The sequence below is a fragment of the Aromatoleum petrolei genome, from assembly GCF_017894385.1.
GTDB lineage: Bacteria > Pseudomonadota > Gammaproteobacteria > Burkholderiales > Rhodocyclaceae > Aromatoleum > Aromatoleum petrolei.
The window spans coordinates 628,615-650,698 of the sequence record NZ_CP059560.1; the positions used below are offsets into that span (position 1 = coordinate 628,615).

Below are 22,084 nucleotides of genomic sequence, written 5' to 3' on the forward strand. Positions count from 1 at the left end.
AGGCCGTTACCGGAGGGGCAAACGGATCAGATCAACACCATTGACCCGGGCGAGCAGGATCTCTTCCGGACCGGCCATCGCAGCGGCGAATACCTCCCCGCCGCGTGGCACCTCGAGCGCTGCCACGCTCGCCCCATCGTCATTACTCAGCAGGACCTGACCAGATTGGGTCACGAACACCAGCCGTCCCGCGCCGCGGTCGAGTGCGGCGACAACGCTCGCATCGCTGCCCATGGCGAGAGACGACCAGCTCGTTGCCCCATCGCGGCTGATAAACGCATTGCCGCGCAACCCGTAGGCGATCAGCTTCGAGTGCCCTGCCGTGATGCCGAAATACGTACCCTTATAGGGCGTTTCGATGGTCTCGAACCGGGCCGCGTCCCGATCGAGGCGACGTACCAGACCTTGCTCTCCGGCAAGAAACACCCCACCGTCGGGCGTCGGCTCGATCGCATACAGGTGCATGCGACGCCCGTTGTCCGCGCGCTCGATCCACGGCTCCCATGTGGTGCCACCGTCAGTGGTATGCAGCAGGAGACCGAAAGCGCCGGCCAGAAAACCTTCGCCGCGCTCGTTTACGTGGATATCGAGAAACGGATAGGCCAGCACGCCCGGCGTCGCAGACTGCTCGGCCGCCATCTCGACGTCCCGCAACACGCGTTCCGCCTCTTCGTTGCCCGCATTGGCCAGAGCGCCGTAGTGTTTGGAGAGCAGCTCGAAGAGAGCATGACCGTCCATCACCCGGGACCAGGTTTCCCCGCCGTTATCCGAACGCAGGACGACTGCATCGTGTCCGAGCGCCCATGCGGTGCTGCCCGCCCCGAAGCGCACCGTCGTGAAGTCTGCGCTCACCGGCGCGACGATCTGGGACCAGTTCCGACCGCCATCGCGTGACAGCAGAATGATCCCGCGCGGCCCGACGGCCAGGGCGCGCCCATCCTTGCTGGCGATTCCTGACATTGCACTCCGCAAGGACAGGGGAGAGATCACCGCGGGGACGGCCAATACGTCGCGCACGGCGGAACCCGTGGCGAGCGCCACGCCTGCCGCGCCGAGAACCGCTGCCGCAAGGGTCAGACGCAGACGCCGGCCCGGGACCATGGAACGGGAGATCGAACTGCTAACGCGATTCAAGAGACAACTCCTTGCCGATGCGATCCCCGCCGCCCACAACAAGCACCGGGCGGGGGGATCTATCTGGAGTGAGCCGGAACCGGAAGGGGCAAGACGGCAAGCCGCGATGCCCGCTCCCACATGAGGACTGACGATCAGCGCGCGGTTTCCTGCGCGACGATTGCCTCGGGGTTGAGTTCGCGGTTGGCCTTCGGCGCCTTCAGAACGCCGTAACCGCCTACCAGGCCGTCATTCACCAGCGCGTACATGCCCTTGTTGAAGTCATACACCACGTTCTTCACGGTGTAGGGCGCCTGGACGTCGTACAGCTGAACCATCGAGTTGAAGATCGAGCGATACAACTGGCCGCTCTGGTCGAAGGCGTCGTACAGGCCTGCGCCGTAAGTGTCCTCGTCGAAGTAGTACATGCGCTTGGCGTACACATGGCGGACGCCCGGCTTCAGCGTCGCTTCCACGACCCAGACGCGGTGAAGCTCCCAACGCCAGCAGGCCGGATTCGGGTGCTTGTCCATGAACTGCTCTTCGACGCCACAACCGAAATAAAGCTTGTAGGCGTTGTAGGGGATGTACATCTCCTTCTTGCCGACCAGCTTGAACTCGAAACGGTCCATCTGTCCCGAGAACACGAAGAGCTCGTCGAACAGCGTAACGCCCCCCATGCTTGCGACCGGCGTGTCGTAGGCGAACTCCGGGGCGAGCTTGATGCGGCGCTGTCCCGGCGTGTAGCTCCACGCGCGGCGTGGCTTCTCGGTCGGATCGAGGAAATCCGAAAGGCCGGTCGCCTCGCCTGCCTTGCGGATCGGCGCCTGAGTTACCGAGTAGGTGCGCCAGTAGAGCTTTGCGTCGCGGCCGTCCAGGTCGTCATGGTAGTAAGGCGTCTCTTCCATCGTCTTCTGCTGGGCCGCCATGACCACCTTGCCGTTGGAGTCTACGACCCACGAGCGCGACGACTTGGTGGTCGTATCGGCCTTGTAGCGAAGCTGCTGGTTCCACATGACCTCATAGCCGGTCTTGGGGATCGGGAACGGCAGACCGCCCCGGCACGCGTCCTCGACGGAAAGGCCGTTCTTGGCGGTATTGCACGTCGTCGCATTGCGCACCGTGTTGTTCAGGATCTTGGCCGGATACGACGCTGTCCGGTGCGACGGATAGATATCCATATAGAAGCTCGGGTACTTCTTCAAAAGCTCCTTCTGCCCTTCCGACAGCTTGTCTGCGTGCTGCTGATAGTTCTTGCCGTCGATCCGGAGCAGGGGCTTCTCGTCCTTGAACGGATCGGCCCAGAAACCACTGTCGGGCTTGAAGTCGGCCGGAGCCTTGGTCAGCCCCCCGGTGTATTCGGGGATCGTCCCTTCCTTGTTGCCCGCCTGGATCGCGCCGTACTTGGTCAGCGTCGCACCGAGCTGTTTCGCCTCTTCTGCCGTAACTGCTGCCATCGCGTGGCTCGAGAGGACCGCCGCGGCGGCCCATACGAAATTGCGCATCTTCATGTCTCTCGTCTCCTGTTTGCGGCCTGTCAGAAAGCCGTCTTGAACGTGAAGGACAGCCAGCCACGGTCGATCACACCAACCGAAGAGTTGCTGTGGGCGGCACCGCCGGTAATCCGTTCCTCACCGCGAACGACGCCCTTGCGCACTGGCAGAGTGCGGTCGGAGTAGTTGAGGGCGAATTCGTACTTGGACGCATAGGTCCAGGTGGTACCGATCGACCAACGCAGCTCACCCTCTGTGCCGCCACCTGAAGAGGGTGCGTTTCCGGAAAGCCCGTAGTTGATGCTGACCGGCACCGCCAGGTCCCATGACGGAAAGATGTTGAGATATTGCGGCGAGAACCTGACCGCGAGTTGCAGGGCATCGACGGTCGAACAGCCGTCGCGCTTGGTGCCGGTCCTCGGGCGTCCGATTGCCGAATTGACGCAACTTGCCGCACCGACCTTGCGATACAGCTGCTCGTTCTCGGTCACGCGATCGAGTCGGTTGTATGCGACCTCCGCAATCAATGTCCCGGTATCCCACATCGGCGTCTGCGGTAACAGATAAACGCCATTCACCACCGCATGCCAGGTGTCGCCGCGCGCGCCCGAGTCGAGCGTATGCGACGCCGGCGTATTCAAAGGCCCGTTCTTGCGGTACGACAACTCGGTACCCACGCTTACGCCACCGATCACGCGCGAGAAGCTCACACTGTATTGCTCGATGTCCTCGGGATACAGGAAGCGTGCCTTGCTGGGCAATACGGCGGGACCGAGGCGAACGAAGTCCGAGAGCTGCACACCGAGTTCCGGCGCGTAGTCGTCGAATTTGCGGTAGTAGGCACCGAAGGTCGACTCGATCGCCTCGGCATTCCAGCGCGCACCCACACCCCAATTGCCGCGCTTGCTCGGTTCCTTCGCGTCGATGATCGAGGCCTTGAGCTGGCCGATCCCGAAGGAAAGGTTATCGGACGACGGCGCGGTGTCGGCACCCATCAGGTAAGTGCCGGCGTGCGGTACGCGGGTAGGCTCCCAGTCGTAGAAATACTGCCCGACGACGGTCACACTGTCCGTGAGCTGGGCACTTGCATGCACCTGCCCGATCGGAAGGAAAACTTCCTTGGTCTCGATGCCGGGGTTGGTTACGGCCTTCACCCCGTCGACCGGGGACTGTCCGTAGGAGATTGCATGCGCACCGATCAGCAGGCCTTCACCCCACACGTTGGTCTGGCGCCCGACCTTCAGGTTGAACGGCACCGTGCCGAGATCGAGGTTGGTCCAGACGAAGGCGTCGAGGATTTCGCCCGAGGGACCATTCACATAGCGCTTGACCGTGCCGTTGTACTTGTCGTTGCGGTAGGCGGTGGCAGTGCCGGTCGGCGCAGTCACCGAATGATCATCGTAGGCATGGTCATACCACGCCGCACCGGTTACACGAGCGCCGAATTTGCCGCGATAGCTAACATCGAATTCTGAGAGCAGATCGAGACGGTTGGTCACGACGTCGCCTCGATCGAACTTGCTGTCGCCCTCGTCATAGACCGGGTTGCGCATCAGCTTCTTGTCCTGATCCTCGACGCGCACGCCCGTCGTATATCGGATCGTGTTATCCCAACGCATCTTGACGTCCGGGTTGCCGGTTTCGACCTCGAACGCCGACGCCCCCCCCACCCATGCAAGTGCAAGCGCGGCAGTGACGCCTCGCAGCGCGAACCGGGTACGGACAGACCTGCTCCCATTATTCATGAATTTGTCTCCTCTGGTTATATCGATGACCGTGACGCCCTGACCTTGTCTTTTCACGCCTCATTGAAGGGCGAATCCGGCCTCTTTTCAGATCAATCGCTGCGTGTCCCGGTACGGCGGGTTTTCACACAACTGAATTGTAGCGAGTAATTTCCTAAAATTCTACATTCGAACATAGATTCTCTAATTAGAATTTTACCCCGCATCACCCGCCTACCCAGCAATTGATTTGACATCGTCAAAACACGCGCCGATCCAGATCGGCACCGACGAATCAGACCGTCGCCGAGCCCTCGTTGCGCCGCTTCACGGCTTCGGTGAAATCGCGCTTGAGTGTCGGGTAGTACGCGATCTGGCCCTGCAGCCCACCGGCGATATCGATCGAGGCCGCGCTGATGAAGCTGGCGTATTCGCTGGCGAGGAACAGCGCCATGCCTGCCACGTCTTCCGGCTTGCCGAAACGCCCGATCGGCACCACCTTGAGGACCATCTCGTTGAACTCCTCACGGGAGACTCCGGGGCCGACCTCCCTGAAATGGCGCTCCCACTGGCCGGTGTCGATCCAACCCATGTTCAGCGAGTTGACGAGGATGTTTTCCTTCGCGAGCGACATCCCGAGGGACTTGGAGAGCGCGAGGCAGGACGCACGATTGATGACCGACGGGATGCCGTCCGGCGTCGGGATCGCACCGGCCAGCGCGTTGATCTCGATGATGCGACCCCAGCGTTGCCGGCGCATGTACGGGACCACCGCCTGCACGAAGCGGAAGTGCCCCATCTGCAGAATGTTGGCGTGCTCGAGGATCGCCTCGGGGGTGAGCGTGTCCAGATTCCCCCCCCGCCCCTGGCCGGCATTGTTGACGAGGACATCGACCCCGCCCCAGCTCTCGGCGACCTCATCCACGAAGGCCTTCACACCCGGCGTGTCGGTCACATCCACCGCGTGCGCGATGACCGCCCGGGCCTGCTGTGCAAGCTCCCTGCCAGTCTCTTCGACCGCTTCGGGAGTGCGTGCGCAGATCGCAACGCGCGCACCTTCCGCGGCGAAGGCACGCGCGATCGCACGCCCGATGCCGCGTGAGGCGCCGGTTACGATTACGCGCCGGTCGCTAAGGTCGATGTTCATGTCGTGTCTCCTGTCGTTTGCCTGCCGCGGCGCCCGCTTACATGCGCTCGATGATCGTCGCCGTGCCCATGCCGCCCGCGCAGCAGATCGCCTGCAGGCCGTAGCGCGCGTCACGCCGTTCCAGTTCGTGCAGCAGCGAGGTCATGATGCGCGAGCCGCTTCCGCCGAGCGGATGCCCGAGGGCGATCGCGCCGCCATTGACGTTGAGCCGGTCATGCGACACACCGAGCTCCTTCATCCATACCATCGGCACCGGCGCGAACGCCTCGTTGACCTCGAACAGATCAATGTCCTCGACATTCAACCCGGCTTGGGCGAGCACCTTCCGGGTTGCGGCAATCGGCCCGGTCAGCATCAGCGTCGGGTCGGAGCCGACCGTGGTGAAGGCGCGGATGCGCGCACGGGGTTTGACGCCGAGCCGGTCGACCGCCTCTGCGGACATCAGCAGCAGCACCGCTGCACCGTCGGAAATCTGCGACGAATTGCCGGCGGTCATCTTGCCGTTGTCGCGAAAGCTGGTCTTCAACGTGGCAAGCTTCTCGGCACTGGTGCCGGGGCGAATCGTTTCGTCAGCGGCGAAGACTTCCGGCGCGGGCTCTACGTAGTCCCGATCCTTGAGCGCAGCGACAGGTACCGGCGCGATCTCCTTGCGGAAATATCCCGCTTCGGCCGCGGCCGCAGCGCGGCGGTGACTCTCCATCGCGAAGGCGTCGAGCTGGACGCGGGTCAATTCCCATTTGTCCGCGACCCGCTCGGCCGCCTCACCCTGGCTGGTGAGCTCGTAGCGCTCGGAAGCCAGCCAGCCGAAGGGCTCGCCGTAGATTTCGCGGTTGCCGCCCATGCGCACGCGGCTCATGTTCTCGGCACCGCCCGCCACGACGACCTGCGCCGATCCGGCGGCGATCAGTCCTGCGGCGACGTGTACCGCGGCCTCACCGGAGCCGCACTTGCGGTCGATCGTGAGACCGGGAATCGTATCCGGCCAGCCGGCCCCCAGCAGGGAGGTGCGCGCAATGTTCGCGGATTGCTCGCCGACCTGGGTGACGCAGCCGAAGATGACGTCGTCCACCTCGCCCGCCGAGATGCCCGCGCGCTCGACCACGGCGTTGAGGACGTGGGCGCCGAGGTGGTCCGCGCGTACGCCGGCCAGACTCCCCCGGTACTTGCCGACCGGCGTGCGGACGGCCTCGACTATGAAGACGTCGCTCATAGGTTGCTCGCCTTCAGGCCCGAGCCCGGAACGCGCTGGCCAGTCTCGTCATACTTGTATACTCCGTGCCCGGTCTTGCGCCCGTAGCGGCCGGCCGCCACCATCTTGATGATCAGCGGGCAGGGACGGAACTTCTCGCCGAGCGTCGAATGGAGGTAGCGCAGCACCGACAGGCGCGTATCCCAACCGGTCAGGTCACCCAGCTCGAGCGGCCCCATCGGGTGGTTGAAACCCATCCGCAGCGCGGTGTCGATGTCCTCGGCGCTGGCAGTGCCTTCCTGCAGCATCCACATCGCTTCGTTCCCCAGCATCGCGGACATGCGGCTGGTCGTCAGGCCGGGGGACTCATTCACCAGGATCGAGGTCTTGCCGATCGCGTCGCACCATTCGCGGCTTGTCGCGACGGTGGCTTCGTCGGTTGCGATACCGAGCACCAGCTCGACGAGCTTCATCTTGTGCACCGGGTTGAAAAAGTGCATGCCGATGACGCGCTCGGGACACGGCACCGAAGCTGCAATCTCGGTGACGCTGAGCGCCGATGTGTTGGTCGCGATCACCGCGTTCGCGGCCAGTACGGGAACCGCCTCGCCCAACACCGCCTTCTTGACCGCGAGATTCTCCGAGACGGTCTCGACCAGGAGGTGAGCCCCCTCGGCAGCCTGTTTCAATGAGGTATTCGTGGAAAGCCGCGCCTTGGCGGCGTCGGCCACATCCACGACGAGCTTTCCGAGCTTCACGCCACCATCCAGGATGCCGTGAATGCTCTTCTCCGCCTTGGCGAGTGCGTCGGCGCTGGTATCCACCAGTTGCGTCGCGAAGCCGCTGCTCGCGAACGCATGGGCGATGCCGGTGCCCATCAGGCCGGCGCCGACCACCACAACCTTGTGATTCTTGTCGAGCATTTGTCTTGCCTCCTTGCTCAGACGCCGGGTTTGGGCCCGACGATGTTCGTGATCGTTCCGATCCCCTCGATTCCGGCTTCGACGACGTCGCCGGGATTGAGGAATCGGCCTGTACCCTGGCCCACGCCGGCCGGCGATCCGGTAAACAGGATGTCGCCGGGCGCGAAACTGGAACGCTCTTCGACGAACTTCACCAGTTGCGCGACGTTCCACGTCATCTCGCCGGTATTGCCGTCCTGGCGCGTCTCGCCGTTCACCTTCAGGGTCAGTCGCAGTTTCGGGCTCCCCTCCGGGAACTCGTCGCGCGTCACGATCCACGGACCGACTCCGGTGCTGCGGTCCTGGCTTTTCGCCGCGAAGAGATCCATGCCGATGCCGGCCGGACCGCTGCGCTGCAGGTCGCGCGCCGATACATCGTTGCCCACGGCATAGCCGAGAACGCTGGCGAGCGGGTCTTCCGGGTCGACCGGCACCTCCCCCACGATGACGACGAGTTCGACCTCGTGATCGAGTTCGTTCGTCAGCGGCGGATAACGGATCGGATCATTGGCACCGATCAGGGCGCCGTATGCCTTGAGGAAGGCGATGGGCTGCGGGGGAGACTTCAGGCCGAAGTCGTCCGCCAGATGCTTCGCGTAATTCGCACCCGCGACGACGACCCGATTGACCGGCTCGATCGGCGGCAGCAGTCGCACCGAATCCAGCGGCCGGGCATCGCCGCCGGGCGTCAGCACCGAATGGGCTGCTCCGCCCTGCCCCGCGGCAATCGCGCGGGTCAGCGCCGGTCCCCAATCCGCGAAGCTGCCGACGATCGGTGTGACCGTGCGGGCTTCGGCATTGACGACGGCCCAGAATGGCGCGCCGCCATCACTGCAGCGCGCGAGTTTCATGCCGCCACCTCGGCCTTTGCGACGGCGCCCACTTTCGCCGGATCGAGGTGGAGCAGTTCGCAGGCATTCTTCCAGCGGATCTTCTGCAGATCTTCCTCCGAAAGGCGCAGGCCTTCGGTGAGGTCGTGACGCACCGCATCACTGCCTCCGAAATTCGAACCGTAGAGGATGCGGTCGGCCCCGATGACGTCGATCAGTGCCTGACGCATCGGCAGCTCGTGCAGCTCCACGTCGAACCAGAAGTTGCGCATGTACTCCAGCACAGGCTTCTTGTTGTGGTACGTGTCGAGGTTGGGGTTGGTCTGCGCGAGGCGGCCGAGCTGATAAGGCACATAGCCACCACCGTGCGTGATGTAGACCTTGAGCTTGGGGAAGCGGTCGAACACACCACCGTTCACCAGGTACCAGAAGGCCTTGGTCTCGTCGTAGTTCATGCCGACGATGGCCGTGGTTTCATAGCGGTCGGTATTGGCCTTCTTGCCCCACGTCACCGACTGGTTGTAGCCATGCACGAACATCGGCAGGTCGAGGTCGCACAGGGCCTCCCACACCGGATCCATCTCAGGCGAATCGAACTCCAGGCCGCCGAAATTCGACCCCCCCGCACCCAGTCCCTTTGCGCCCAGTTGGGTGCACGCGCGGCGAATTTCCTTGGCTGCCTCCTTCGGATCCTGCAGGGGCGCCTGCGCCCAGAACATCAGTCGGTCGGACGCCGCCGAGCAGTACTCGGCGAGCACGTCGTTGACCTTGCGCGAGAACGGTATCGCGTAGTCGAGCTCCGTCCAGTACATGTAGCAATGCGAAGGCACCGAGACGACCTGGGCGTTTTGGCCGGCTGCATCCATCCCCGCAAGGCGCGTCTTGGGGTCGCGCCAACGGCTCATGTAGTCCTGCACGTTCAGGGCATTGCCCTCGGCCTTCGCCTTGCGCAAGGCGGCTTTTCGCTCGGGCGCGCCGAGCGTGAGGATCCAGTCGCCGACGCGAAGCTTGATGTCGCCGTCGGGCTGCGATTCGAAAGCCGGCCCCCAATAGGGGTGCTGGTCGTAGTAATCCGGATGGGGGGCGTGGGCGTGGAGGTCGATGAGCATGTGGTGTCTCCCAGTGCAGGTTGGTGGAACCTGCCGAGTGCCGCAATCGCGGACGGGAGCATCGATGCGCCGGACGGACCTCGCCTGGCTATCGGGGATTTGTCTCCTGCCTGCGACACTCGACCGGTGTCTTTGCAACGATAAGATTCATCATGCCAAACATAAACATATTTTGCAAATCTGTTTATGTTTTTTCTTTCTCGCGGCGGCGCGAGCCCGTGGAACGTGCCGGCGCAGCCACCTCGACAGCCTCATCGCCCTTGGTGGCAGGAAAACCGATCAGCGAGCGCACGAGACGCTCGATGCGTGCCGTGCCTTCGTTTACGCGCTCATTGGGGACGAGTTGTTCGCTCAATACGTAGCGGATCAGCATTTCGCACACGAGCTCGCGATCGATGCTGATGCCGAGACGCCCATCCCACGCGTCGAACACGGCCCTGAGGACGTCCTGCAAGCGCACGCGCGCGTCGTTGAAGACGCGGCGAAAAAAACTCATCGCATAATCGGGTGCCACCACCAGCAGACGCCGCGCCTGTCCGTGCGCCGCGTAGTGCTCCAGGTAACCGATCAGGGCGCGAAATTTCTCGTCGGGGTCGTCGTAAGGGGCGGTCACTTCCTGCATCGCCCTGTGAAAACCCTCGCGTTTGTGGCGCGAAAACGCATCGAGCAGATCGTCCTGCGACGAGAAATAGCGGTAGAACGTGCCCCGCGAGACACCTGCGTCGTCGCACACGTCGATGATGGAAATGCGCTCGGCACCTCCCTGGAGGATGATCCTTTCCGTCGATGCCAGAATTCGTGCAATGGTCGCGTCGGAGCGGCGATTGCGCCGAGCGGACTCCATTACCGGTCCGTCTTCAGCGACTGTCTCGGCTTCGTCGTTCATGCGTGTGCCTTGGGAATGGAGGGACCGCGGGGCGAACCGCAGGGCCCATCAGAACTTCGATTCAGTATTCGCGCACCGGCACATCCGCCGGACGCGAGTTGTAGCCGGGCAAGTGCAGCCCGCCGTCGACATGCAGCATTTCGCCGGTGACATAGCGGGACATGTCCGATGCGAGAAAGACCACAACGGGGCCGATGTCGAGTTCCGGATCGCCGCACCGGCCGAGGGGGCGCATCGCGGCAGAGCGTTCGGCGAAACCGGGGTTCTCCGCGGCCAGCTTGTGGAAGGTCGCACCCATTGCCGTCGGGGCGACGGCATTCACCGTAATGTTGAAGCGTCCCCATTCCGCCGCCGCACTGCGCGTGAGGCCGACGATGCCTCCCTTCGCCGTGTTGTAGTCGGCATGCAGCCACGCGCCGATCTCGACGTCGATCGAGTAGAAATTGACGATCTTCCCGCCCCCGCGCGCCCGCATGTGCGGCAGCGATGCCTGCATCGCCCACCACGACGCCTTGATCGTCGAGGTCAGCGTCTGCTCGAGCATTTCGTCCGTCTTGTCTTCGAGGCGCACGTTCGGCGTCGGCACGAAGGCGTTGTTCACGAGGATGTCCAGCCCGCCGAAATGGGCCACTGCCGCCTCGATCGCTCCCGTCACGGACGCCTTCTGCATCACGTCGGTACGCACGAACAGCGCCCGCCCGCCCAACTCCTCGATCTCGCGCGCCACCTGGGCTCCAGTCTCTTCGTTGATCTCCGCGATCACCACGGCAGCCCCCTCGCGCGCGAAGCTGTGCGCCACGCCGCGCCCGATGCCGCCGCCGGCCCCGGTAATCAACGCAACCTTGTCCTTCAGCAAGCCCATTTTCGTCTCCTGGCGTTTTTGCACACTATTTTTGTTATTGTACACATTAAGAAGAAAGAAACACTCCCCAAACGGAAGCCATTGCAATGCCCTCCTTTTGCCGACGGATCCAGCTTGAAGGCCGCCAGACCGGCCATGAGGGCGAAGTCCGTGCCGTCCTCGAAGACGACTTTCACCATTTCCGCGTCGCGCTGCGTCATCGCCTCGGCCGCGTGATCGAAATCTCCGCCGAGGCTCCGCGACATCCGTTCACGGAGTGTCCGAATGCCGCCGCACCGCTGAACGCACTACGCGGCATGCAACTGGACCCCATCGCCAGCGCAGTAACCCGCCATACCGACGCCAGCCTGCAGTGCACGCATATGTTCGACCTCGCCGGCCTCGCGATCGCCGCAGCGGCGAGGGGGATCTCCCATCGCCTCTTCGACATCGAAATTCCCCGTCATGTCGACGGCCGTTCGCACGCCCGTCTGGTCCGTGACGACGGTTTGCGGCTCGACTGGGAAGTGCAGGACCGTACGATCGTGTCCCCCTCGCCCTATGCCGGCGTCGACATGCGCCAGGGCATGGCGCGCTGGGCGCTCAGCAGTCTCGCGGCCGACGAGGCGGAAGCGGCCCTCGTGCTGCGCCGCTGTGCGCTGATCGCGCTCGGACGTCTGCGGGACATCGACAAGGACTTGCACGCCCGCCCGAGCGGCCGTTGCTTCGTGCAGCAACCCGAACGCGCGCCCCAGGCGATTCGCATCGTGGGCTCGACCTGGGACTTCACCGCGCATCCGGAACGCCTTTGCCGCGACGACCAGTCCTGGCTCCACGCTTTCGCGGAGTAAGCACGCTCCAGGTGTCGGCGCGAGCGCGATGCGGCGGACGCCGACATGCGATCGCGCCGAGTAGCACACCGGACGATCAGGGCCGGTTGGCCGCTTCCCAGGCTTTCAGATCGAAGTCGGGGGCAGCGGCGGCAGCGGGCGTGAGCGCTGGGGGGCGTGCGAGGATCTTGCGTGCGAACACGTGATCGCCGGGACGGTTGCAGGACTCGACCGCGATCAGCTCGTCCCCGCGGAAGCACAGCACCGAGAGCTGCTGCGCGGCGGCGTCACCCAGCGTCACGTAGTTGTCTGCCCCGATCGACAGACCGGCGATCTGCAGCTTGAGATTGCCCTGGTCGGTCCAGAACCAGGGCAGCGCTGTGTAGGGTGCGGGTTTGCCCACGAGGCGGGCCGCGATGAGCTTGCCTTGGTCGACCGCGTTCTGCACGGACTCCAGGCGCGTGAGATTTTCGCCGTTTTGCACGCACGGGAAGGCGGCGACGTCACCCAGCGCCGAGATGTGCGGGTCCGAAGTGAGGAGACTGGAATTAACGCGAATCCCGTTATCGATGTCGAGTCCGGCCTCGAGCGCGAGCTGCACGTTGGGAATCACGCCGATGCCGTAGACGACCAGCTCGGCAGGCAGACGTCGTCCGTCCGATGTCGTCACGGCGCTCACCTTGCCGTCCTCGCCTTCCAGCTCCGCCAGCCCGGTACGGAAGTTGAACTTCACGCCCCAGCCTTGATGTGCGGCACGGAAGAGCTCCGACATCTGCGGGGACACTGCCCGGGCCATCGGGCGGTCGCCGAGTTCAAGCACTTCGACCGCAGCTCCTTCGGCCGCCGCCACCGCGGCGAACTCCAGACCGATGAAGCCGGCACCGATCACGACGACGTTCCTGGCCTGCTTCACCAGCGGCGACAAGAAATCGGCATCCGCCTTGGTCTTGATGCCGAAGATGCCGCCCAGCGTCGAACCCGGCACGTTGAGCGGCCGATTGTGGGCACCGGTCGCGAGCACCAGATGGCCGAAGTCGAGCGCACTCCCCGAGTCGAGCATGACACGACGGTTCTGCCGATCGATCGCCGCTACCCGATCATGGACGAGCTCGATGCGCTGATCGACGTAGAAGGTCTCCGGCCGGAAGAGCATCGCAGTGGCGTTGATCTTGCCGAGAAGGTAGGCCTTCGACAGGGGCGGTCGCTGGTAAGGCAGACCGGGCTCGTCGTTCACGAGCACGATGCGGCCCCCGAAACCTTCCTGGCGCAGCGAAATCGCCACTTGCACGCCCCCGTGTCCCGCCCCCACGATCACCACTGAATCGAGCGACATCTTCCCGTCTCCTTGTCGTTTTTCAGATCGCCGTCTTCAGAACTGCGCAGCCGGCAGGCGCAGCGTGAGGCCGTCCATGTCCGCTCCGACGACCAGCTGGCAGGTGAGCCGACTGGTGGGCTGGCGCTCGACGACGTTCTCGAGCATGTCGTATTCGGTGCCTTCGGCGGGCGCAAAACGCCCCGCCCAGGCGTCGTCGACGTAGGCATGGCAGCTGGCGCAGGCGCAGGCGCCGCCACAGTCACCGGGAATGCCGGGAACGCCGGCAAAGGTCGCGGCCTGCATGGCCGACTGGCCGACTTCGGCGTGCACTTCGTGCCGGGTGCCGTTGTGTTCGATGAAGGTGATCGTGGGCATTTGGTGGCTCCGATGAATGGGATGAAATCAGGCCCGCTGCGCTTCGGCGTGCAGGGCAAACTGGGGACTGCGCCCGAGCGTCAGCAGCAATGACGCGCCGAGCAGGGTGGCCACGGTGCAATAGACGAGCATGGCAAAGTAGCTACCGGTGACACTCAGCATCGCTGCAAACATCAGCGGCGCGGCTGCCGACGCTACCGTGATGAGCCCCTGATGCACGCCGAACAACCGGCCGTAATCCTTGAGGCCGAAGTAGCGCGCGATGAGGAAGGCCGCGATGTCGAATTCGGCGCCGGCGCCAAGTCCGACCAGCGCCGCGGCAAGACTCATGACAGCCGGATCGGTGGTTCCCGACAGGAAAATCAGACAACCCACCCCGGGCAGGGAAAGGCTCAAGGCCGCCACGCCGGGCGGCCACAGCCGATCGAGCAGGTAGCCGACCACCAGGCGACCGCAAATCAGCGCAATGCCGAAGTAACCGAAGACCAGGGTCGCATCCGCCGCCGACAGCCCCTTATCTCGCAACATCGGCACGGTACTGGTAACGAGGCCCACCACCGCCGACACGACCAGCGACAACGCCACATTGCAGATCCAGAATCGCGGCAGGAGCATTCCTTCCTGGAAGCTCACGCCGCTCCGCACCAGCGGCGGACCGTCGTCTGCCTTCGCGCCGCTCACCGCACGTTCGCCAGGCAGGCGGAACCACCATAGGGTCAGCGGCAGTCCCACCAGCACATTGAGCAGCGCCAGGATGACGAAGGCGGCCCGCCAGTCCCAGTTCTCGACCCCCCAACCCAACAGTCTCGGTACCAGCGCGGCGGTGATGCCGGTGCCCGAAAGCCCGATCGCGAGCGCCAGTCCGCGGTTGCGGTGAAACCAGAGATTGAGGAGTTGCGTCCACGTGACCGCCAGCGCACCCATGCCGATGATCGGGAGCAGGAAAAATGCTGCGTAGAGCGACCAGATCGAGCCGCCAATCTGCGTCGTCGCCAGATAGCCGAGCGCCATCAGCAGCAGCGAAATCACTGTCACGCGCTTCATGCCGAAACGCAGGTTGAGCCAGCCGACGAGTTGCAGGCCGAGCACGGCGCCGCCGAACAGAAAGGTGATTGCTGCTTGCAGCGAACCACGGTCCCACCCGAAAGCCTGCTCGAGGGGGATCACCAGGACGCCGAAGCCATACAGCAATGCGGCGTTGATGCTGATCGCCACCCCGATCACCGACAGAACCACGACCTGCCAGCCCTGCCTGAACTCGGTCAGATCGATCGCCGCGTGATTTCCGTTTGATGCCATTTTTCTACTCCGCTCCCCGTCCTGGCTCTCGTACCAGCCTCGTGCCGAAGGACAGAACGGGCACCGTCCGATCCGTAACCGGACCGGCGGCGCCCGGGTTGCCTAGAGGAAGATCGCGAGGTTCGGCGTGCCCAGCACCGCCTGGTCGAGAATGACTTCGCGACGCACGAGCTTGAATCCCTCGCCATCGACGCGCAGCAGATCGTTGCGCTCCCCGCTGATGACATCCATGTCCGGAAAGTCGAAACGGCTGCGTGTCAGCAGCAGATAGCTCACGACCGCGAACTCGTCGGGCCTGTCGGTAGCGAATACCTGCACGTTGCTGACCATGCGGCGGGTGCGTGACGGGGGATCCTCGGCCCACGCGCTACGTGTCTCGGTGAGCCGCATGATGCGCCCCATGATCGAGCGGTAGTTGTCGTGGTAGTGCTGCACGGTGCGGATAACCGACTGGGCCTGCTGGGACATCGGGCGGGTCTGTCGCAGAGGCACGGTGTAGACCAGGTCGGGCGCAAGCGTCGCGCCCCACTCCTTGAGACGGATCGTGTCGAGCAGGGTCGCTTCCTGGTAGAGGAAGCCGACGATGCGATTATAGACTTCGGCCCCGACCGGGATCGGGTTTCCGATGACGGGGGCGTTCTCGGCAACTTGTTGTGCGGCGCTCATGTGTCGCTCCTTCGAAGGTGTTGGGTCGGACCGGACGGCTCAGGCCTTGGCGTTCATCAGTTCGTTCCAGTACAGCCACCAGTGCCACTGGGTGTCGTCCTTGGTGAACCCTTCATTCACAATGCCCGGCCCGGGCCAGCCGGCAGGGGCGCCGGTCTCGTACACCGCCTGGTACTTGAGGGTCGAGCGACGCCCGCGCGCGCCCTTGGCGGCGAGGGTCATGTGGGGCCAGGTATCGGAGTCGTCCTGCTCGACCATGCCCGAGGTGCCGAACAACTGGATGCTCTGCATCAGCATCCTGTCCTTGAGCTCCTGCGGGGCATCCTTCTCAGCGAGCACCCAGTTCACGAACTCGAGTTGATCCGGCCCCTTCGGCACGTAGGCGTGCAGCAGCGTGAGGCCGAGCACGGAGCCGTCGGCCTGCGGGATGTACACGAACGCGAACAGCACGTTGGGGAAAATCCCGCCCACCTGCGGCGGCATCGACACCATCACTTCGAGCTGCTCTTCGCTCAGGTGCTTCCTGAGCTGAGGCAACATTTCACGCGTCATCCCCGGCGGCGGCAGTGCTTCGAGTTTCTGATCCACCGTCAGCTCCGCCGGATCGAGGCCGGAGAGCTTCTTGATTTTGCGTCCGAGGTCGATGCAGCGCAGCGCATGGCCATGCGGCGAGCTCACCTCGACGCCGTACATCTCGGGCGACAGGTCCGCGCTGCCGCCGTCGCCACTCTTGGAGTAGTTGCCGACCTCACCCAGCCAGCGGTGCAGGGTCAGCGTGTGGTAGCCGTCGGCGGCGGACTGTTCGCCCGCGGCTTTCCAGTTCGCGCGCACGATGAAACGCTGCGGCGGGCCGAGCACTTCGAGCCCCTTGTCGCTGCGCTCGAACAGGGTGTCGAAGTACCATTTCGCATCACCGAGGAATTCTTCGAACGACGGTCCCTCCAAGTCCCAGGTCGCGAAAATGATGCCGCCGTAGAGCGTCACCCGCGCCTGCGGCAGGCCCAGCTCCTCCTTCGGCATCATCTTGCCGTGCATGCACTCCTTCTCGACAGGCGCTCCGATGAACTCGCCGCTCGGCTTGAATGCCCACCCGTGGTAGATGCACTTGTGAATCTGGGTATTGCCCGCGTCGACCGTCGAGATGCGCATGCCGCGGTGGGGACACACGTTAAGCGAGACGTGGATGTTCCCGTCCTTCGCACGCGCGACGATGACCGAGTCCGACCCCATGTCGCGCACGACGAAATCGCCCGAGTTGGGCACTTCGGATTCGTGCCCGAGCAGCAGCCAGGTCTTGCCGAAGACGCGATCCATCTCCAGCTGATAGATCTCCGGATCCGACAGGGCCCGCATCTGGACTTCCCGCGTCGGGACGCGAACCAGATCGGACAGCGGCGTACCGTCCGCCAACGTGTAGCTTGCCTTGGTCAACATTGTCATCTCCTGTGGAGTGAAGCCGTCCGTAAGGACGATCCTCGTTCGATGGGCCTGACGGCCACTTCTTGTGGGTTGTTCAATTGCTCGGGCACCGGTGTTCGGCACCCTGTATTTCGGTAGCCGTTGCCCACCGTCTAACGTCCTTATTGCGAAGGACTGCGTCTTCCCGTCACGGCTTCGTCACGCGCGTGCGCAACGTGCCGATCGCCTCGATCTCGAGTTCGACGACGTCGCCCGGTTTGAGATAGCGCAGCTGCTCGAGTCCGCAGCCGTTGCCGACCGTGCCCGAGCCCAGCACTTCGCCCGGATAGAGCGTTTCCGAGCGGGAGATGTGCGCGATCACGTCCTCGAAGGTCCAGCGCATGTCGCGCGTGGTGCCACGCCCCCATTCCTCGCCATTCACGCGCGCGATCATCTGCAGGTCGTAAGGATCGGGTACCTCGTCCGCAGTGACGAGGCAAGGCCCCATCACGTTACCGGTGTCGAAGTCCTTGCTCTTCGCCGGGCCGAGCATGCCGGGCATCTCGAGGGCCTGCGCATCGCGGGCGCTCATGTCGTTGAAGATCGTGTAGCCAACGATGTAATCGCGCGCCTTGTCGCGCGGCACGTCCTTCCCCTTGCGGCCGATGTAGCAGGCCAGCTCGAGTTCGAAGTCCATCGCCTTGCTGTACGCCGGCCACACGACGTCGTCGTCGGGACCGATCACCGCGAAGCGATTGCACTTGTAATAGATCGGCTGGCGATTGAAGGTCTCGATGACGCGCTCGTCGGCGCGCGTGTTCATCTGCCGCAGCGCCTCCTCGGGGTCGGGCAAGTGCGCCACGCGCGCGCGCCGCGCAGCAGCGAAGCTCTGTCGCAGATGCAGCTCGAAACAGGAGCAGTCGCGCATCTGCGGCGGCGGCTGGATGGGTGCGCACAGCTTCACGCCCTCACGCGCGATGACCGCCGCCGACGGAGCTTTCCGGACCAGGACGCGTGCCGCTGCAAGAGCCTCTTCACCGGCCTCGACCAAACCGAGCACGCTCGCGAAGGTGGGGGACCCATGGCCGTTTACGACTTCGCAAGCCGTGGCGAGGTCGACGATCGCCGAATCCGATTCGATCAGCGCGCCGGCACGCTGAAAGCCGTGAGAGTCACGATATGTGACGAGTCGCATCTATTGTCTCCTGTCGGGGACTCGTCCCGCTCGATGCGGGCGAATCCTCTCTTCTTCGAGTTCTGCCCCTCCCCACGGAAGAGGCGCTGGCGGTTGCTACACCCGGCCGCTCACCGGCACGCAGGCTCCGGTGACGGCCGAGGCGTCATCCGAGAGCAGGAAAGCGATCACCGCGGCGAGCTTGTCCGGCGCCACCCAGCGGCTGGCATCGGCGTCCGGCATGTCGGCGCGGTTGGCGGGGGTGTCGATGATGCTCGGCAACACCGCATTCACGGTGACGCCACGGTCCTTGAGCTCTTCGGCAAGTGATTCGGTCAACCGCGCGACGCCGGACTTCGATGCGGCATACGCCGCCATCCCCATTCCGGCCTTCTGCGCGGCCAGTGCGCCGACATTCACGATGCGCCCCGCCCCGCGCGCCAGCAGATGCGGCAGAGCCGCCCGGCAACTCGCTACGGCGGTACGCACATTCATCGTGTACAGGCGATCCCAGGTCTCGAGCGCTCCGCCTTCGATCGGCTCCCACGCGAAGCCACCTGCCACATTCACCACGCCGTCGATGCCACCAGCAGCCACACGCACGCGCGCATAGGCTGCCGCGCAGGCCGCTTCGTCGCTCAGGTCGACCCCGCCGAGCACAACCGCGACGCCTGCAGGCAGGCCGCCAGCGGGCGCCGCCGCACGGTCCACAAGCGTGACGTGCGCACCGTCTTCCACGAGGCGCTGCGCCACCGCGCGGCCAAGCGCGCCGAATCCACCGGTTACGACGATACTTCTAGCTTCGAGTCGAGTACTCATGGGATCAGAGTTCCTTGTATGGCCTCCGCGTCGTTGCACGCTGGCAGGCAGGTCCTTGCGACAAACTTTAGACAGATTTTGCACTTCTGTCTATATGTGCATGTAGAATCCCGCTTGACCGATCGTCAAATCGTCGAGAGCGCGCAGACCATGACCCGAAAACTCCCCCTCCTCACCGAGGACAACTCCCCGTTCTGGCAGGGCGGCGCGCAGGGGCGCCTCCTCATACATCATTGCGCGGACTGCACGCGCTTCTTTCATCCGCCCGCCCCGATCTGCCCGCACTGCGGCAGTTTCGAGGTGGCACCGCGGGCGGTCTCCGGCAAGGGCAAGGTCCTGAGCTACACGATCAATCACCAGGCATGGCGCCCCGACCTCACCGAGCCTTATGTGGTGGCGATCGTCGAACTCGCGGAACAGAGCGGCCTGCGCTTCGTCACGAATGTCGTGGGACTTCCCGCCGAGGCGGTGCATATCGACATGCCCGTCAGGGTGCGCTTCGAGCAGCACGAGGACGTGTGGCTCCCCCTCTTCGAGAAGGACGCATGATGTTCGACCGAATCTTTGAAAAAGACGTCGCCATCACCGGTGTCGGCCAGTCCGCGGTAGGACGCCCGGTTGCCCGATCGGGCATGCGACTCACGCTGGACGCTTGCCTCGAAGCCATCGCCGACGCCGGACTCACGCGCGCGGACATCGACGGCGTGGCGTGCTGGCCGGGCGACAACAACAATGGCGATGCCTTCTCGCCCGTCGGCCCCAACGCGCTGATCGGCACCCTCGGCCTCCAGGTCAACTGGTACGGAGGGGGCTACGAAGGCCCCGGACCGCTCGCAGGCATCATCAACGGCGCGATGGCGATCGCATCCGGCCTGTGCCGCCACGTGCTGGTCTTCCGCACCATCACGGAAGCGAGCCGCCGCAAGGTCGACAAGAATGCCAGCGCCCTGACGAACAAGACGATCGGACGCGACAGCAGCTTCTTCTGGCAGTGGTACACGCCATTCAATGTGCTCTCCGCGATCAACCTCATGGCGCTCTACACCCAGCGCCACTTTCACGAATACGGCACGACGCCCGAACAACTCGCCCAGATCGCCCTCACCTGCCGCAGCAACGCCGCGCTGAACCCCAAGGCGATCTACCGGACGCCGCTCTCGCTCGATGACTACTTTGCCTCGCGCATGATCTCGACTCCACTGCGCATGCTCGACTGCGACGTCCATTGCGACGCCTCGACCGCGATCATCCTTTCGCGTGCCGACGTCGCCAGGGACGGGCCAAATCCACCAATCCGCCTCGAAGCGATCGGCGCCGCACTGCACCAACCCTGGTCGTGGGACCAGATCGACCTCACCGCGACCGCCGCGCGCGATGTCGGCGAAATGATGTGGGCGCGCACCGATCTCAAGCCCAAGGACGTCGGCTCGGCCCAGCTCTACGATGGATTCTCGATCCTCACGATGATCTGGCTCGAAGCACTCGGGCTATGCCCGCGCGGCGAAAGCGGCCGCTTCGTCGAAGGTGGCCACCGCATCGCCCGCGACGGCCAGTTGCCGATCAATACCAACGGCGGCCAGCTCTCCGGTGGGCGCACGCACGGTCTGGGCTACGTTCATGAAGCCTGCTCGCAGCTGTGGGGACGCGCGGGCGAACGACAGATCGCGCCCCATCACGTTTCAGTGGTTGCGGCAGGCGGTGGACCGCTGGGCGGCAGTGTGCTGCTGGTCCGTGACTGAGCCCGGCCACGGTCGCAGGCGGATTCCTTCACAATCAGATTTACTGTCCAATTTTCGACTATTCGGAGGGGAGCATGGCGATAAGAACACTCGTGGTGGGACTGCTCATTCTTGCGAGCACCTGGCTGCCGCCGGCAAGCGCGGCCGAAGCGGTTTCGGGTAGCCCGGTGTCAGCACCGGATTCCGCCACGCGCGCGCAGGCATTGCTGGAGAAGGCCACCGCCCGACTTCGTGCCGTCGGCGACCGGGCACTGGCGGAATTCGGCCGGCAGGGCGACTTCATCGACCGTGAGCTCTATGTGTACGTGCTCGACATGGACGGCACCATGCTGACGAGCGGGGGCTCGTCCACGACCCTGATCGGCCGCAAGGTCTCCGAGATGCGCGACGCCAGCGGAAAGGCTTTCTTCGCGGAGATGCTGAACAAGGCGCGTGCCGATGGCCGCGGCGAAGTCGAGTACCGCTGGGTCAACTGGACCGACAACACTGTTCAGCGCAAGCATGCGTTCTTCGAGAAGGTTGGCGAACGAGTGGTCGCGGTCGGTTACTACATCAGCCGCTCGTCCCCGGACCAGGCGCAGGCCTTCCTGGAACAGGCCGTTGCGGCGATGAAGGCCGCGCCTGCCAGCGCAATTGCCGAATTCAACCGCATCGAGGGCCGCTTCGTGCGGGACGATCTCTACGTGTTCGTAATCGACCGGAAAACGGGACGCTTCGTCGCCCACGGCACGATGCCGCGCCTGGTCGGCTCCGACGGTCGGGACCTGTACGACCAGGCCGGCACGCCCATCGTTCGCAAGATGCTCGAGCAGACCGCGAACCGACCGCGAGGCGAACTCGACTACCTGTGGAAAAACCCTGTCACGAAAAGAACAGAGGAAAAGCACACGCTGTTCGAAGTCGTCGGCGACCACATCGTCGCGGTGGGCTACTTCAAACCCTGAAGTCATTTCCCCTTGTCGTAAGCCGGCCCGGCTGTCGCCTTTTCGTCGTCGCCGTAGTATTCTGCGGACAGAATTTAATTCTAATACGCAAACACAAAACCGTTTTACGTGCAGATTCTCCGGCTCACGGATGGGCACCCTGATTCCTTGGACGCCTCGCCTGGGGCACACGCGAGGAAGACGTCTCCCGTTTGCCGACCGGGACGCCTGCACGACGGACGGAGGAGACAA

The 22,084-nt window shown here is 64.1% G+C and carries 21 protein-coding genes; 4 read left to right on the forward strand and 17 right to left on the reverse strand.

Translation table 11 applies throughout. The annotated features are described in order from the left end of the window. Positions 1–6: 6 nt before the first annotated feature. The 10 genes from ToN1_RS02890 to ToN1_RS02935 form a co-directional block, all read right to left on the reverse strand. The gene (locus ToN1_RS02890) at positions 7–1,134 is read right to left on the reverse strand and encodes a WD40/YVTN/BNR-like repeat-containing protein (RefSeq protein ID WP_169204535.1); all 1,128 of its coding nucleotides are present in this window, start codon (positions 1,132–1,134) and stop codon (positions 7–9) included. A 134-nt stretch (positions 1,135–1,268) separates the two neighbouring features. Continuing rightward, entirely contained in the window at positions 1,269–2,624 is a 1,356-nt protein-coding gene (locus ToN1_RS02895) for a DUF1329 domain-containing protein (protein ID WP_169204536.1), read from the reverse strand. Positions 2,625–2,650: 26 nt separating this feature from the next. After that, positions 2,651–4,351, reverse strand: coding sequence for a DUF1302 domain-containing protein (locus ToN1_RS02900; protein ID WP_169204537.1), 1,701 nt, complete (start codon positions 4,349–4,351; stop codon positions 2,651–2,653). 274 nt (positions 4,352–4,625) lie between these two features. Next, positions 4,626–5,477 (reverse strand): SDR family oxidoreductase, encoded by an 852-nt coding sequence (locus ToN1_RS02905; protein ID WP_169141827.1) that lies wholly within the window; start codon positions 5,475–5,477, stop codon positions 4,626–4,628. Between the two features lie 37 nt (positions 5,478–5,514). After that, positions 5,515–6,687, reverse strand: a complete 1,173-nt coding sequence (locus ToN1_RS02910; RefSeq protein WP_169141826.1) for a thiolase family protein — start codon at positions 6,685–6,687, stop codon at positions 5,515–5,517. Further along, on the reverse strand, positions 6,684–7,589 hold the full coding sequence (locus ToN1_RS02915) for a 3-hydroxyacyl-CoA dehydrogenase (RefSeq protein WP_153169507.1): 906 nt from the start codon (positions 7,587–7,589) through the stop codon (positions 6,684–6,686). The genes ToN1_RS02910 and ToN1_RS02915 overlap by 4 nt, the downstream gene beginning before the upstream one ends. A 17-nt stretch (positions 7,590–7,606) precedes the next feature. After that, complete coding sequence (locus ToN1_RS02920) at positions 7,607–8,479, reverse strand: fumarylacetoacetate hydrolase family protein (protein ID WP_169141824.1); 873 nt, start codon at positions 8,477–8,479, stop codon at positions 7,607–7,609. Next, on the reverse strand, positions 8,476–9,567 hold the full coding sequence (locus ToN1_RS02925) for an amidohydrolase family protein (protein ID WP_050416114.1): 1,092 nt from the start codon (positions 9,565–9,567) through the stop codon (positions 8,476–8,478). The genes ToN1_RS02920 and ToN1_RS02925 overlap by 4 nt, the downstream gene beginning before the upstream one ends. A gap of 184 nt (positions 9,568–9,751) precedes the next feature. After that, entirely contained in the window at positions 9,752–10,453 is a 702-nt protein-coding gene (locus ToN1_RS02930; protein ID WP_169141823.1) for a TetR/AcrR family transcriptional regulator, read from the reverse strand. A gap of 61 nt (positions 10,454–10,514) precedes the next feature. Continuing rightward, entirely contained in the window at positions 10,515–11,315 is an 801-nt protein-coding gene (locus tag ToN1_RS02935) for an SDR family NAD(P)-dependent oxidoreductase (protein WP_153169511.1), read from the reverse strand. 86 nt (positions 11,316–11,401) lie between these two features. Between ToN1_RS02935 and ToN1_RS02940 the strand changes: the two genes are divergently transcribed. Then, entirely contained in the window at positions 11,402–12,145 is a 744-nt protein-coding gene (locus tag ToN1_RS02940; protein WP_169141822.1) for a DUF2889 domain-containing protein, read from the forward strand. Between the two features lie 76 nt (positions 12,146–12,221). On the opposite strand, the gene ToN1_RS02945 is transcribed toward ToN1_RS02940, so the two are convergent. The 7 genes from ToN1_RS02945 to ToN1_RS02975 all read right to left on the reverse strand — a co-directional run bounded on the left by ToN1_RS02945 (position 12,222) and on the right by ToN1_RS02975 (position 19,170). After that, a complete protein-coding gene (locus ToN1_RS02945) occupies positions 12,222–13,457 on the reverse strand; it encodes an NAD(P)/FAD-dependent oxidoreductase (protein ID WP_169141821.1) in 1,236 nt (411 codons plus the stop codon). Between the two features lie 36 nt (positions 13,458–13,493). After that, on the reverse strand, positions 13,494–13,814 hold the full coding sequence (locus ToN1_RS02950) for a 2Fe-2S iron-sulfur cluster-binding protein (RefSeq protein WP_169141820.1): 321 nt from the start codon (positions 13,812–13,814) through the stop codon (positions 13,494–13,496). A 27-nt stretch (positions 13,815–13,841) separates the two neighbouring features. Then, positions 13,842–15,113: an MFS transporter gene (locus tag ToN1_RS02955; RefSeq protein ID WP_169141819.1), complete on the reverse strand. Its 1,272-nt coding sequence runs from the start codon at positions 15,111–15,113 to the stop codon at positions 13,842–13,844. 102 nt (positions 15,114–15,215) lie between these two features. Next, positions 15,216–15,779: an aromatic-ring-hydroxylating dioxygenase subunit beta gene (locus ToN1_RS02960; RefSeq protein WP_018990615.1), complete on the reverse strand. Its 564-nt coding sequence runs from the start codon at positions 15,777–15,779 to the stop codon at positions 15,216–15,218. Between the two features lie 39 nt (positions 15,780–15,818). Next, positions 15,819–17,213: an aromatic ring-hydroxylating dioxygenase subunit alpha gene (locus ToN1_RS02965; RefSeq protein ID WP_153169517.1), complete on the reverse strand. Its 1,395-nt coding sequence runs from the start codon at positions 17,211–17,213 to the stop codon at positions 15,819–15,821. A 172-nt stretch (positions 17,214–17,385) separates the two neighbouring features. After that, entirely contained in the window at positions 17,386–18,372 is a 987-nt protein-coding gene (locus tag ToN1_RS02970) for a fumarylacetoacetate hydrolase family protein (protein ID WP_169141818.1), read from the reverse strand. A gap of 96 nt (positions 18,373–18,468) precedes the next feature. Further along, positions 18,469–19,170, reverse strand: coding sequence for an SDR family NAD(P)-dependent oxidoreductase (locus ToN1_RS02975; RefSeq protein ID WP_153169519.1), 702 nt, complete (start codon positions 19,168–19,170; stop codon positions 18,469–18,471). A gap of 150 nt (positions 19,171–19,320) precedes the next feature. Here ToN1_RS02975 and ToN1_RS02980 point away from each other — a divergent pair, with 150 nt between their 5' ends. From ToN1_RS02980 to ToN1_RS02990, 3 genes are all read left to right on the forward strand, one after another. Then, the gene (locus tag ToN1_RS02980; protein ID WP_169141817.1) at positions 19,321–19,719 is read left to right on the forward strand and encodes a Zn-ribbon domain-containing OB-fold protein; all 399 of its coding nucleotides are present in this window, start codon (positions 19,321–19,323) and stop codon (positions 19,717–19,719) included. Continuing rightward, entirely contained in the window at positions 19,716–20,909 is a 1,194-nt protein-coding gene (locus ToN1_RS02985) for a thiolase family protein (protein WP_210148003.1), read from the forward strand. The genes ToN1_RS02980 and ToN1_RS02985 overlap by 4 nt, the downstream gene beginning before the upstream one ends. A gap of 74 nt (positions 20,910–20,983) precedes the next feature. Then, positions 20,984–21,853, forward strand: a complete 870-nt coding sequence (locus ToN1_RS02990; protein WP_211162012.1) for a cache domain-containing protein — start codon at positions 20,984–20,986, stop codon at positions 21,851–21,853. Positions 21,854–22,084 lie beyond the last annotated feature (231 nt).

Bases quoted from the DNA above. Each gene is read 5' to 3' on its own strand.
- ToN1_RS02895 (WP_169204536.1), bottom strand. From the start codon at position 2,624: ATGAAGATGCGCAATTTCGTATGGGCCGCCGCGGCGGTCCTCTCGAGC.
- ToN1_RS02900 (WP_169204537.1), bottom strand. From the start codon at position 4,351: ATGAATAATGGGAGCAGGTCTGTCCGTACCCGGTTCGCGCTGCGAGGC.
- ToN1_RS02905 (WP_169141827.1), bottom strand. From the start codon at position 5,477: ATGAACATCGACCTTAGCGACCGGCGCGTAATCGTAACCGGCGCCTCA.
- ToN1_RS02910 (WP_169141826.1), bottom strand. From the start codon at position 6,687: ATGAGCGACGTCTTCATAGTCGAGGCCGTCCGCACGCCGGTCGGCAAG.
- ToN1_RS02915 (WP_153169507.1), bottom strand. From the start codon at position 7,589: ATGCTCGACAAGAATCACAAGGTTGTGGTGGTCGGCGCCGGCCTGATG.
- ToN1_RS02920 (WP_169141824.1), bottom strand. From the start codon at position 8,479: ATGAAACTCGCGCGCTGCAGTGATGGCGGCGCGCCATTCTGGGCCGTC.
- ToN1_RS02925 (WP_050416114.1), bottom strand. From the start codon at position 9,567: ATGCTCATCGACCTCCACGCCCACGCCCCCCATCCGGATTACTACGAC.
- ToN1_RS02930 (WP_169141823.1), bottom strand. From the start codon at position 10,453: ATGAACGACGAAGCCGAGACAGTCGCTGAAGACGGACCGGTAATGGAG.
- ToN1_RS02935 (WP_153169511.1), bottom strand. From the start codon at position 11,315: ATGGGCTTGCTGAAGGACAAGGTTGCGTTGATTACCGGGGCCGGCGGC.
- ToN1_RS02940 (WP_169141822.1), top strand. From the start codon at position 11,402: ATGCCCTCCTTTTGCCGACGGATCCAGCTTGAAGGCCGCCAGACCGGC.
- ToN1_RS02945 (WP_169141821.1), bottom strand. From the start codon at position 13,457: ATGTCGCTCGATTCAGTGGTGATCGTGGGGGCGGGACACGGGGGCGTG.
- ToN1_RS02950 (WP_169141820.1), bottom strand. From the start codon at position 13,814: ATGCCCACGATCACCTTCATCGAACACAACGGCACCCGGCACGAAGTG.
- ToN1_RS02955 (WP_169141819.1), bottom strand. From the start codon at position 15,113: ATGGCATCAAACGGAAATCACGCGGCGATCGATCTGACCGAGTTCAGG.
- ToN1_RS02960 (WP_018990615.1), bottom strand. From the start codon at position 15,779: ATGAGCGCCGCACAACAAGTTGCCGAGAACGCCCCCGTCATCGGAAAC.
- ToN1_RS02965 (WP_153169517.1), bottom strand. From the start codon at position 17,213: ATGTTGACCAAGGCAAGCTACACGTTGGCGGACGGTACGCCGCTGTCC.
- ToN1_RS02970 (WP_169141818.1), bottom strand. From the start codon at position 18,372: ATGCGACTCGTCACATATCGTGACTCTCACGGCTTTCAGCGTGCCGGC.
- ToN1_RS02975 (WP_153169519.1), bottom strand. From the start codon at position 19,170: ATGAGTACTCGACTCGAAGCTAGAAGTATCGTCGTAACCGGTGGATTC.
- ToN1_RS02980 (WP_169141817.1), top strand. From the start codon at position 19,321: ATGACCCGAAAACTCCCCCTCCTCACCGAGGACAACTCCCCGTTCTGG.
- ToN1_RS02985 (WP_210148003.1), top strand. From the start codon at position 19,716: ATGATGTTCGACCGAATCTTTGAAAAAGACGTCGCCATCACCGGTGTC.
- ToN1_RS02990 (WP_211162012.1), top strand. From the start codon at position 20,984: ATGGCGATAAGAACACTCGTGGTGGGACTGCTCATTCTTGCGAGCACC.